Source organism: Pluralibacter gergoviae ATCC 33028 = NBRC 105706 (assembly GCF_001598855.1).
Lineage (GTDB): Bacteria > Pseudomonadota > Gammaproteobacteria > Enterobacterales > Enterobacteriaceae > Pluralibacter > Pluralibacter gergoviae.
This window is the reverse complement of record NZ_BCZS01000064.1, coordinates 1-8,687: the sequence shown is the minus strand read 5'-3', so window position 1 is coordinate 8,687 and position 8,687 is coordinate 1. Positions and strand designations below refer to the sequence as shown.

10 protein-coding genes and 2 pseudogenes are annotated in these 8,687 nt (G+C 48.5%); 4 read left to right on the top strand and 8 right to left on the bottom strand.

Going from position 1 to position 8,687, the window contains the following annotated elements; translation table 11 throughout:
* Window positions 1-194, bottom strand: a 194-nt coding sequence (locus ENGE1_RS27740; protein ID WP_000839169.1) for a transposase, incomplete at its 3' end; no start/stop codon positions are given.
* An 83-nt stretch (window positions 195-277) separates the two neighbouring features.
* Between ENGE1_RS27740 and ENGE1_RS25805 the strand changes: the two genes are divergently transcribed.
* Window positions 278-397: a type II toxin-antitoxin system RelE/ParE family toxin gene (locus tag ENGE1_RS25805; RefSeq protein ID WP_009654306.1), complete on the top strand. Its 120-nt coding sequence runs from the start codon at window positions 278-280 to the stop codon at window positions 395-397.
* 36 nt (window positions 398-433) lie between these two features.
* Window positions 434-596 (top strand): annotated as a pseudogene (locus tag ENGE1_RS29370) (type II toxin-antitoxin system RelE/ParE family toxin).
* A 179-nt stretch (window positions 597-775) separates the two neighbouring features.
* Here the strand turns inward: ENGE1_RS29370 and pcoE are convergent.
* The 7 genes from pcoE to pcoA form a co-directional block, all read right to left on the bottom strand.
* Complete coding sequence (gene pcoE / locus ENGE1_RS25800; RefSeq protein ID WP_064175764.1) at window positions 776-1,210, bottom strand: copper resistance system metallochaperone PcoE; 435 nt, start codon at window positions 1,208-1,210, stop codon at window positions 776-778.
* A gap of 216 nt (window positions 1,211-1,426) precedes the next feature.
* Complete coding sequence (gene pcoS / locus ENGE1_RS25795) at window positions 1,427-2,827, bottom strand: copper resistance membrane spanning protein PcoS (protein ID WP_004152084.1); 1,401 nt, start codon at window positions 2,825-2,827, stop codon at window positions 1,427-1,429.
* The gene (gene pcoR, locus ENGE1_RS25790; protein ID WP_009309896.1) at window positions 2,824-3,504 is read right to left on the bottom strand and encodes a copper response regulator transcription factor PcoR; all 681 of its coding nucleotides are present in this window, start codon (window positions 3,502-3,504) and stop codon (window positions 2,824-2,826) included. The genes pcoS and pcoR overlap by 4 nt, the downstream gene beginning before the upstream one ends.
* A 54-nt stretch (window positions 3,505-3,558) precedes the next feature.
* The gene (gene pcoD / locus ENGE1_RS25785; protein WP_229692861.1) at window positions 3,559-4,437 is read right to left on the bottom strand and encodes a copper resistance inner membrane protein PcoD; all 879 of its coding nucleotides are present in this window, start codon (window positions 4,435-4,437) and stop codon (window positions 3,559-3,561) included.
* A 55-nt stretch (window positions 4,438-4,492) separates the two neighbouring features.
* A complete protein-coding gene (gene pcoC / locus ENGE1_RS27730) occupies window positions 4,493-4,873 on the bottom strand; it encodes a copper resistance system metallochaperone PcoC (protein WP_000025662.1) in 381 nt (126 codons plus the stop codon).
* A gap of 39 nt (window positions 4,874-4,912) precedes the next feature.
* Window positions 4,913-5,803, bottom strand: a complete 891-nt coding sequence (gene pcoB, locus ENGE1_RS25780; protein ID WP_001378118.1) for a copper resistance outer membrane transporter PcoB — start codon at window positions 5,801-5,803, stop codon at window positions 4,913-4,915.
* Window positions 5,804-5,808: 5 nt separating this feature from the next.
* On the bottom strand, window positions 5,809-7,626 hold the full coding sequence (gene pcoA / locus ENGE1_RS25775; protein WP_000925242.1) for a multicopper oxidase PcoA: 1,818 nt from the start codon (window positions 7,624-7,626) through the stop codon (window positions 5,809-5,811).
* A gap of 233 nt (window positions 7,627-7,859) precedes the next feature.
* On the opposite strand from pcoA, the gene ENGE1_RS25770 reads away from it, so the two are divergent.
* Window positions 7,860-8,309 (top strand): copper resistance protein, encoded by a 450-nt coding sequence (locus ENGE1_RS25770; protein ID WP_001023257.1) that lies wholly within the window; start codon window positions 7,860-7,862, stop codon window positions 8,307-8,309.
* Window positions 8,310-8,548: 239 nt separating this feature from the next.
* A pseudogene (locus ENGE1_RS27725) lies at window positions 8,549-8,687 on the top strand (IS5/IS1182 family transposase); the annotation flags it as partial.

The following is an 8,687-nucleotide window of genomic DNA, read 5'->3' as shown; positions in this document are numbered from 1 at the left end:
ATTGTTGAAGGAGGACGTAGTTTTCCTTCGCGCCAGTACTGGCGCCACTTGAACAGCAAATTATCGTTGATCCCATGCTCACGAGCGAGTTGCGCTACGGAGATCTCTGGTCGATGCGAGAGTTCAACCATTTTGATTTTGAACTCAACGGGATAATTAGGGCTTTTTTTACGCACTGCGGTTAATGATTTCATGGATAGCGTCCACCATATTTGGTGTCCACTATCCTCTCAGGAATATCAGGATCTGCCAGACGGTGCTGAGACGACGCTTACGAATGTCAGGGCCAGGGTGGCAAATGAAAGAGATTGAGCTGACACCCAAAGCAGAAGAGGATCTGGAGGCCATCTGGGACTTCAGCTTCAGACAGATCGGGGTTGTTCAGGCGGATGCATAGATCGGTCGTATAGCTGCAGTATTTGATGTGCTGGCCATGCATGATATCGGCACGCATTGTGCAGAGCTGGGAGACGATATCTGCACACTGCCGGTAGAACCGGCATACGATCTATTTTGTATCATCACATTCTATGGTTACGGTCATTCGTATTCTCAGCCAGTCTCAGGATACAGCGCGACATGCACCCTGGAGATGACCGGGGAACAGGATTCTCAAACAATATAAGTTAATTGTGAGGTCGACATGACCAAAAAAAACATTGTGTATGGACTCTTTCATTATTATTCATTTCGCTTATAAAAAAAACGCTCCCGATCGGGAGCGTAAGCCAGTGACTTCGGCGTCAAATGTGGGTCTGACAAGTGGAGCTGCGGGTTAATTCTGGGTGATCTGGCTGCGATGCTTTTCAGCCTGCTGCTGATGAATAACGGAAGATAGACCATTATTCGCCTTCTCATGCACAACAGCGGCTTTCTCATGCTCGTTCATTTCGGAAAATGATTTTGCTGTTTCGTTAGAAGCTGCTGGCTTGGATTTCATCATTTTTTTATGCATTTCAGCCATGTCCTGATGGGCAGCAGAATTGCCGTTTTGCATCATTTCATGGGACATTGCGGCCTGATCGTGACTGCTCATATCCATCATTGTCATGCTGTCTCCCTGAACTGCGCTTTTTTCAGCAGATGACTGCATCTGATGGGCAGGAGCCTGTGCATTATTTACCTGGTCATGCATGTTCATTGTCTCTGCAGCCATGGCGGATGAAGCGACAGCCATAATGGCAATAAAGGATACAAGGATCTTTTTCATGGTTGGGTCTCCGGTGTTTACATACCCAAACAATCAATGGCTTATAACAGAGAAAGCAGTTGATCTCAGGGCTGGTTGATCATCACGCCAGGAACCGGGCGATTGAATTATCACGCTGTCCTGATTTATGGCTGATTATAAAAAACCGCCTCTGTTTATCGCGTGACTGAACGATGACATTTTTGTCACCTTCCGGGTTTCTCCTGAATAACGGTATTAATCCATTAACAGACGCACACTGAACACAATTTCCCGCCCCTGCTGTTCTGCTGACAGCTCGCCGCCGTGAGCATGAATGATCGACCTTGTAATTGATAATCCCAGCCCCGCGCCTTCCGTGTTGTAGAACCTTGATGAGTCTGCGCGATAGAACCGGTCAAACAAACGTTCCAGATTAGCGGGAACCTGGCCGGACATCGTATTCGTAATCATCACGTTCACACAGTCACTGTCACGCTCAATGTGTATCGCTGTACAGGTGTTATCGGGAGAATACTTGATTGCATTGGAAAGCAGGTTACTGAAAGCACGTCGGAGCATATCGCTGTCTCCGGCAACAACGCCCTCTCCTTCAACCGTGATTGTCTTTCCTGTTTCGTCTGCCAGGGGCTCGAACAACTCACGTAATTCATTCAGTTCGGCTGCCAGATCCACATCATGTTTATCCAGCCGCAGCAGACCATGCTCTGAACGTGCCAGAAAAAGCATGTCACTGGTCATTCGTGACAACCTTTTCAGTTCTTCCAGGTTAGCGAATAAAATTTCGCGGTAATGCGAAACATCCCTTTCCTTAGCCAGTGCAAACTGCGTCTGCATCATCAGATTACTGACTGGTGTGCGCAGCTCATGCGCGATGTCAGACGAGAAATCTGACAGTTTCCGGAATGCCCCCTCCAGGCGATCAAACATATTATTGAACTCCTGCATGGTCTCAGAGATTTCCGGCGGAGCCAGATCGGGATTTAGACGCTGATCCAGGCTGTGTACAGTCATGGAGGAAGCCAGACTGGTCATTTCCCGTAACGGTTTCAGACCAATACGTGTGGTCAGCCAGCCCAGAAAAACAGAAATAAAGACCAGACCGATATTGAACCAGAACAGCCAGGTACTGAGTTTGTCCATAAACAGGGTGTGATACCCAGTATCCGTGGCAACCGTAATGATGACATGTTTGCTTTTACCCTGTTCCGGCGTCACGGCAACCCGCCGCGAGATACTGCGGTACACGGTGTTATTTTCTTCCGTCTGGATCATATAGTCGAGAATATCACCCGACTTATTAAGCAGGACCGCTGGAACAACAGAATTTTTGGCATAGAGTTCAACAATTTTTTCATTTTCCATGTTTTTTATAGAAATGAATAAGCCATTGTGCCCTACCATCGCATCGTTTATTTTTTCTGATAATGACTTAATATCCGTTTTGTTCCGGAACGTCTCTGTTTTAAGAAACTCTTCGGTGAGCTGAAGTTTACCTGTCAGAAAATCGCGGTCCTGATTATCGAAATAGCCATTAAGGGTGCTAATCAGGATAAAACTTGATAACCACCATACCGTAAGCATCACCGCAGAAAAAATCAGGCTCAGGCGTGTGGTCAGGGAAATTTTGAACCTCACTCTTCTCTGATCTCCAGGACATATCCGACACCGCGAACGGTATGGATCAGTTTTGGCTCAAAGTCATCATCAATTTTACTTCTCAGACGTCTCACGGCGACATCAATCACATTCGTATCACTTTCAAAATTCATGTTCCAGACCAGGGACGAGATAAGACTCCTGGGTAACACTTCTCCGGTGCGTTGCAGCAGCAACTCAAGCAGAACGTATTCTTTACCGGTGAGATGGATCTTCTTCCCCGAACGGATCACGGTCCGGCGCACCATATCAACGGTCATATCGGCGATGGTGCAGACTGTTGCGGCCTGCGAGCGTGCCCGGCGCAGTAGGGTTCTTACACGTGCAACCAGCTCCGTAAAATCAAAGGGCTTAATCAGGTAGTCATCTGCGCCAAGCTCCAGTCCTTTCACTTTGTCCCGCACGTTGTCCTTTGCGGTTAAAAACAGGACCGGTTCTTCGTGCCCGGACTCCCTCAGTGCGCTGATGATTTGCCACCCGTCGAGGAAAGGCAGCATCACGTCCAGTATTATCAAATCATACTGTCCCTTCGACGCGGCCCCAAGACCATCGCGGCCATTATTAAAGAGATCGGCCTGATAGCCTTCCTCAACCAGTCCCTGCTGCAGGTAACGACCTGTTTTTTGTTCGTCTTCAACGATTAAAATACGCTGCATGGTCAACTCGCTGATATGAAAGTAAAAATCTCACGCGTGAGCGTTGGTTGTCCCCTAGCTGACCTGAGACGGAGCAAGCATTCCGAGCCACGCTACGGCGCCCAGAATGATAATCGCAACAACGAATTCTGTCAGGATGCTGTTTCGCATCAGGGCAACGCTGCGATCATAATTCCCTTCCCTGACCATAACTTCAAGCCGGGGACCCAGGTGAAACCGGTTTGCTGCAGCCAGAAGAAGCATCAGAACAAACAGAGCCGTCTTGGCAAGCAATATCCTCCCCCAGGAACTGTTGAATAAGGGAGTTAAGTTACCCTCAGCAATATACAGATAGTTGACCAGCGCACTCAGGATCAGGGCTACAACAATCACCGTTCCTGCCGTGGCAAATTTTGCCAGGGAGTCAGATATCACAATGACGCTCTGTGCATTATGCTCGTTTCTGCGCATCAGCAGGATAGCAAATGCAACCAGAGCACCTGTCCAGGCACCTGCAGCGCCGAGATGGGTCAGATCGCTCAGTAAATGGAGATAGTAATGCAGACCGTCATGCATAACGGCGTGTCCTCCCCAGGCAAGTGTAGCCAGCGCCACGCCCCCACTCATCGTCATCAGCAGGCAGGACAATACTCTCTTATTAGTGTAAAGGAACAAAGCACCGAGTGTGGTAAACAGGGCACAGAGCCTGACAATCCAGCTAATACCCACATCAGTTTCTTCTATCACCATCTCGATAACATGGATGGATAATTCTCTGAGGTCAGTTACTCCACTCATGGCATTAGATACCAGGAGCATATTAATGCCAGTAAGAATGATGCCTGTAACAACAGCAAAGGTTATAAACGACCTGAAATTAGTCAGGTTATAGGTTTCATGTCTGACACCGCTTATTCCATATATCTGAAAAAATGGCAATCCAAATATTACCATCAAATCCAGATAAAGAAGAAAACGAATAACAATCATAATCAGGTCGTTCATAATATTACTTCACTGTAAAGGTGTAATTACCGGTAATAGGGTGCGTATCTGAAGAAACCGCGCGCCAGTCAACACGATAAGTGCCAGCGGGTAAAGGCTCTCGCGGAATAATGACCATCGATTTAGGGTCAGCGCCTGGCGCCACTTTTGCCGCGACCGGCATCGGAGAATGTGATGACATGCCTTTCATACCCGTCATCGTTAATTTTGCACCTGAGAATTTCACGGTCAGATTTTCCGAGAAATTAAGCTGAATCTTTTCCGGGGCCGCTACGGCTGAATCAGCCTGTGGCACAGAGCTTTTTAATTCCGGATGGGCCATAGCAGAGAAAGCAACGCCCATAACGAGGCCACCTGTAAGAATGGCTTTATTTAAAATCGACATTTTATTTACCTGTTTAGTTGAGTGTTTTATATCAGTGCGTTAAAACCAGATTCTGGCTCCCGCCAGGAATACTACCTGATGGTCTTTCTCACCTTCTCTTTTCGCCATATCGGATGTTTTCCCGTAAAGTTGATTCCAGGAAACGCCTATATAGGGTGCAAACTCACGGCGTATTTCATAGCGCAGCCGGAGCCCCAGCTCTGTGTCAGTCAGTCCCCTGCCGCGACCCCGCGATTCATCATCCTGACTGTAGAAATTCACCTCATAGGATGGCTGGAGTATGAGCCGGTTAGTCAGTAAAACGTCGTATTCTCCTCCCAGACGAAGGGCTGCTTTTCCGCCATTACTGACAAAACCCGTAATTTCAGACTCAAAATTATAGAGTGCCAGCCCCTGAAAACCGACAGCAGCCCAGGTCCGGGCAGAAGCAGGTCTGAAATCCTGCCTGACACCCGCAACCAAATCCCACCATGGGCCAACCGCATGTCCCCAGAGTAACTGCGCTTCAGCCGCCTCCGTTTCCCCATTGCTTCGTTCACCTTCACTCTTTAGCCAAATCCGATCTGTGTCGCCTCCAATCCAGCTGTTAACACTCCAGCTGAAATTGTTGGTGTTATCCGACCGTTGCCATTCCAGTTGATCCAGCAGAACCAGATAATTAATCGCACTGTCGTGAATCGCATGCCCCTGTAAATTGCCGAATGCAGCCTTCCGGTCGGCATCGGTAACAGGCGGAATTGGCGTTCTGCTCTCAGTTACAATGGGCTCCATTGACGTCATCTCAGTGAAATTCTCATCTGCTGGCATCTGCATGGCAGACATGTCGTGCCCGGCGTGGGGATCTGCAGAGACGGAGCCCGCCGCAATAGAAAGCTGTGAGGTAAACAAACCGGCGACCAGAACAGGTATGGCCTTCAAATTTCTCTTCATTCGCATCATTCCTCCACCCGGACTTCACGAAACATTCCCATTTCCATGTGATAGAGCAAATGGCAGTGATACGCCCAGCGGCCAAGCGCATCTGCTGTCACTCTGTAACTGCGTTTTGTACCAGGGGGAACATCTATTGTGTGTTTACGAACCATGAAATTACCGTTTTCATCTTCCAGATCGCTCCACATACCATGCAGGTGAATGGGGTGAGTCATCATGGTATCGTTGATCAGCGTGATCCTGAGCCGCTCACCGTATTTCAGCAGCACCGGTGCGGCATCTGAAAACTTGATTCCGTTAAATGACCAGGCAAACTTTTCCATGTGGCCGGTTAAATGCAGTTCTATGGTACGGCCAGGTTCACGTCCGTCAGGATCCTCAAAGCGGCTTTTCAAATCCGCGTACGTGAGAACCTTTCTTCCGTTATTTCGAAGACCAATACCCGGATCATTTAATTTCGGAGAGACGCTCATCGCCTGCATATCAACCAGTGGGTTATCCGTTTCTGACGCAGGATGACTTTGCATACCCGGCATTCCGGCCATCCGGGAATGATCCATACCGGCCATGCTGCTGTGATCCATGGGCGCGGAGGATGTCCCGCTATCCGGAAGGTCAGCACCGTCCATAGACATCATCTCTCCGCTGTTATCCATGCCTCCCATCTGGCTGTGGTCCATTCCTGCCATATCATGTCCCATTCCCCCCATACCCATATCTTCCATGGTCAACAGAGGACGGGGATCGAGGGGGGGAACGGCAGCACTTAACCCCTCTCTCGTGGCCAGTGTCCCTCGAGCGTAACCGGTCCTGTCCATGGATTGTGCGAAGATGGTATAGGCCTCACCCTGAGGCTCCACAATGACATCATAGGTTTCGGCAACGGCAATCCTGAATTCGTCAACGGTAACCGGGTTTACATACTGGCCATCTGCAGCCACGACCGTCATTTTCAGCCCGGGGATACGGATATCGAAATAGGTCATTGCCGAGCCGTTGATAAACCGTAAGCGTATCTTTTCACCTGGACGGAACAGTCCGGTCCAGTTTTTCAGCGGGGCCTGCCCGTTCATGAGATAGGTGTAGGTGTAGCCACTGACATCCGCGAGATCAGTCGGATTCATTTTCATTTCAGCCCACATTTTCCGATCGGCAATGGTGGCTGACAGCCCCCTGGTATTCACGTCGCGGAAAAAAGAGCCAACGGTTGGTTTATTGAAATTGTAGTAATCCGACTGTTTTTTTAATTTTTTCAGCAGGCTGTGAGGATTTTCATCGGTCCAGTCAGACAACATGACCACATGCTCACGATCGTAAGCAAACGGTTCTGGCTCCCTGGCATCGATGATAATGGCACCGTATACCCCCTCCTGTTCCTGCAGACCGGAATGGCTGTGGTACCAGTAAGTCCCGTTCTGCTTAACCTTAAAGGTGTAAACGTAGGTATCATCAGGCTCTATGCCCATAAAACTCAGCCCCGGAACACCATCCATATTGGCCGGAAGAATAATGCCGTGCCAGTGAATGGACGTCTGTTCATTAAGACGGTTTTTGACCTTCAGGGTAATGGTGTCACCTTCTTTCCAGCGAAGAACGGGCCCCGGCAGGCCTCCATTGATTGTTTTGGCCTGACGCTCACTGCCCGTGATATTGACGGCCGTTTCACCAATGGTCAGGTCAAACTGAGTACCCTGCAGGGATGCGGCAACTGGCAGGCTCAGACTGGAACGCGCATTGAAACTCCATACGCCAAGACTTCCGGCTACGCCAGAGAGGGTTAACCCCTTCAGGAAAGTTCGTCGAGACGTTTTCAACAGCATGCGCATTCCCTTATTTAAAGTATGGTTACTGACAGAATTCGAGAACCGATTTAAATTAAATTACTGGTTCATCCACTTACAATGAAATGAATCTAGCACACCTTAAGAAACAAATTCATTACAATCGTGTAATGTACGTGGCTGTATTACATTTACGTCATCTTCCCCACAGGTTGATTTTTTTATATATGATCATAAGGACATCTTTTATGTACCTCAGAAGGTAATTACACATGAATATATTAATCACGACCACTGCGTTTACAGCTTTATTTTGTGGGGCAGCTTTTGCTCAGTCCAGTGATATTGCCCATGAAGCACATCGATTTGTTAATAATGCCTCAGCCGTCAGTCATGTGAACTCCTCGACGCATGAAAACTTACCGGACAGGGTTAATAAAAACAACACGCCCTCATTCTCTGAAATGAATGAACATGAAAGGGCCATTGTTGCTCATTCATTTATGAACAACAGCGCGTCCTATGCGCATCAGAAAATGATTGAGGAACATAAAAAAATGCTGTCCGGCAGTGATGCAAATTCAAAGACCTCGTCTTCTTCTTTTAACGAACTGAATGCCGGAGAAAAAGCCGCTCTCGTGCATGAGCAGGTCAATAATGCCGGTGCGGAAGCACATCAGACGCAGGCAAGAAAGCTTCGCGGGCTGTATTCGACCAGGTAACTGCAGGCGGGTTAGTGCTTAGCGTCAGGTGCGCAGCAGGGCTTTACTGACGGGTTACGTAGCAGGACATGAGCCCCATATTGCTCTGCCGTAACCTGTTTCAGTCCCGTTAATCATCACCGTCGGGCTGGTCATACAGTTCCCAGAGCTTCAGGAGCAAACGGCTTTGTTGAATAAATCGAACTTTTGCTGAGTTGAAGGATCAGATCACGCATCTTCCCGACAACGCAGACCGTTCCGTGGCAAAGCAAAAGTTCAAAATCACCAACTGGCCCACCTACAATAAAGCCCTCATCAACCGTGGCTCCATAACTTTCTGGCTGGATGATGAAGCTATTCAGGCCTGGTATGAGTCAGCAACACCTTCATCACGGGGAA